The sequence below is a fragment of the Micromonospora coerulea genome, from assembly GCF_016598485.1.
GTDB classification, from domain to species: domain Bacteria; phylum Actinomycetota; class Actinomycetes; order Mycobacteriales; family Micromonosporaceae; genus Micromonospora; species Micromonospora coerulea.
The window spans coordinates 1-1,618 of sequence record NZ_JAEMUW010000082.1 but is presented as its reverse complement, the minus strand read 5'-3'; the positions used below and the strand labels follow the sequence as shown (position 1 = coordinate 1,618).

Annotated in this window: 2 protein-coding genes; both read right to left on the bottom strand. The window is 69.5% G+C overall.

Annotated features, from left to right (window positions below):
• Positions 1–135: 135 nt before the first annotated feature.
• Positions 136–1,053, bottom strand: a complete 918-nt coding sequence (locus I8N68_RS32335) for a ketopantoate reductase family protein (protein WP_200216900.1) — start codon at positions 1,051–1,053, stop codon at positions 136–138.
• 23 nt (positions 1,054–1,076) lie between these two features.
• Complete coding sequence (locus I8N68_RS32330; RefSeq protein ID WP_200216899.1) at positions 1,077–1,427, bottom strand: hypothetical protein; 351 nt, start codon at positions 1,425–1,427, stop codon at positions 1,077–1,079.
• Positions 1,428–1,618 lie beyond the last annotated feature (191 nt).

Below are 1,618 nucleotides of genomic sequence, written 5' to 3'. Positions count from 1 at the left end.
TCGGCATGTGCGTATGCCGGCCGAGTCGGCACCTCGTGACGCCGCGTAGCGCGCGGATCGCGGCAGTTGAGGATGTCGCCTACCTGCCTGGGGTCGGCGGATGACGCCGATCGAAGGCGCCGGGGATGCCCCCCGTTAACGCACGGTCCCGCTGGTTTCGAGGGCCCGGAGTTCGTCGACGAGTCGCGCAGTAATTGGCGTGTCGATGCCGTGTCGTCGCGCAGCGCGCAGGACCGCACCGCCGATAGCGTCCAGCTCGGTCGGTCGGTTCGCCTCGGCATCGCGTTGCATCGAGGACTTCATGCCCGCTGGTACACGGTCGAACATGGCGAGGATCGCCGCGGGGTCGACCCGTGCGCCGGCGGCCCCTGCCACCGCGGCGACCTCGCCGACCACCGCTTCCAGGTCGGCTCGCCGCTCATCGCGCACCACCCCGGCCGCCGCGCCGGCGTGCGTGGTGAGCAACGCCAGCGGCGCCAGAAACGCGAGCTTGTCCCACAGCAGGGCCGTCTCGTCGTTGCGGACGGTCACGTCAAGATCGGCCCGCCGCAGCTGGGCCGCCAGCACATCGACGCGTTCGCGCGGTGCCGCGTCGCTGGCCACCTCGATCCAGGAGAAGGGGCTGGTGTGCTCGATTCGTCCGGCCGCGACCCGCGTCGACTCCACCCGAATGGCGCCGGCGACAACCGGCGCAGCGGGGAAACGCGCACGCAGCGCGGTCATGTGCTCGACGCCGTTGAGCAGTGGAAGTACCAGGCCGTCGCGCAATGCTTCCGCCGGCACGCCGGCCAGTGCCGCGTCCAAGCTGTTCGCCTTGACCGTCACCAGGCACAAGTCGACCGGTTCGGCCAGCGACGGTGCTGCCTTTGCTGGTACGTGGAACTCACCGAACTGCGCGCTGTGCACGCTGAGTCCACCTGAGTTCGACGCCGCCGCAGTGTCCGGCTTCGCCACGTACACCACGGAGTGGCCGGCCCGACTCAGCACCGCGCCGAGGAGACCGCCAACGCCACCAGGGCCGACCACCGCGACGCTCCACTGCGACTCAGGCACTCGCCCTCCCACACACGTCATCGTCAGCCTTGGCGACCGTACCACCGCGGGTTGATGCGGTTGAGAACCTTGTCGCCGACCGAGCGATCCGGTGCCGTGGTCCTGCGTTGGCAAGCCGAGCGGGCGCCGGTGACCTCCAGACGCCGGTACGGGCCCTGCTCCGGCGCTTCCGGGTCGACCTGGTCGCGAAATTCGCCAGCAACCAGGAGAAAATGCGCGCCACTACCACCGACGTCGCTCGCCTCGGCGGCGCCAGGGTCAACGCCCGCTGGTTCCGAGAGTTCATGGCCTACGACCCGTCGCCCGACCTGGCCCGCCTGAAGGTGCCCGTCCTGGCCGTGGCGGGCGGCAAGGATTTGCAAGCGCCACGCCACGACGGATGTGGATGGCCGGTACCCTCCTGCAGACCACCGAGACCAGCCGCTACTCAGGATGAAAATGGCTCCCAGAAAGAGCGTCGCAAGCTCAGTGGACAGCGCTCACCGAACCTCCCCTCGTCGGCAAATCCGGACGGCAACCGGGCCAGCTCGGCATGACGCTGGGTAGCGCGCGGATCGCGGCAGAT